Genomic DNA, 869 nt, shown 5'->3' on the forward strand with positions numbered 1-869 from the left:
GTGACGCTACATACTCGGAATTGATGGCGCACGTGAGAAAGACGTTGACTTCAGAATGGCAAAATCAAGAACATCATGGCTCCCCTTCGTAAACCTTGACGAGGTAAAAATGATCACCCATCGACCGAACTGTTTTACCTGAGTCGGATTCACCGAATGACTCAGAATCGGTTGGGTCATAGATCAAAGTATAGGCAACGCCGGGACTGGCGAGTGGAGCATCAAGCCCCCAGTCCCACGATCGAGACGCCCGCTCGCCATCAGGCGAAAAATGCATCTGCATCTCATGCGGATACTTGACGAGCAAAAAGTGGATTCGATCGGGGTCCAAGCCAATGAGCCAAAGTCCCTTGATCAGAGCAACGGCAAGCAGCGGCGCCATCAATGCAGAAACTGCTCGACGCCATCGACGAGCAAAAATATTGACGATGGTGCCGACGAGCAACGCGATGGTAAGGAGAGGCAAAAAGAGAACGGCAATGAACAACATGAGAATGGGCGTGCGCTCTAACTGCATCATTGTTAGACACAGTGCGAGGAATCCAACCCACCAAGCGAAGTGCAAGAAAGAAAACTTGTCGTCGTTTGGCCTGGACGAGGTTGAAGCCTCGGCCGCTTTATCGCTCATCGTCGTAGGAAAGGTGTCTCATGGCCGGCCATCTCGATTTGCGTCACCCGTATTGTGAGGAAATCGCTAGTTATTGTCGAGCGGCCGACCACGCAAGGTCAGAGATGTCAGTTTGGCTAACGGAATCCCACCAAAGATCAAATCTTGCCGTTAGCTCCTGCCCTGGGAAGTCGACCCAACAATGAAAATTTTTGGGCTCACGATTCGAGCACAGCACGAGCCTACGAGACTCGCTTTCGAC

General features: G+C 51.8%; 1 protein-coding gene. It reads right to left on the bottom strand.

Annotated features, from left to right (window positions below; translation table 11 throughout):
• Positions 1 to 73 precede the first annotated feature (73 nt).
• The gene (locus tag P7F28_RS09440) at positions 74 to 628 is read right to left on the bottom strand and encodes a hypothetical protein (RefSeq protein ID WP_277184243.1); all 555 of its coding nucleotides are present in this window, start codon (positions 626 to 628) and stop codon (positions 74 to 76) included.
• Positions 629 to 869 lie beyond the last annotated feature (241 nt).

It is taken from the genome of Caballeronia sp. BR00000012568055, from assembly GCF_029439455.1.
Classification (GTDB): domain Bacteria; phylum Pseudomonadota; class Gammaproteobacteria; order Burkholderiales; family Burkholderiaceae; genus Caballeronia.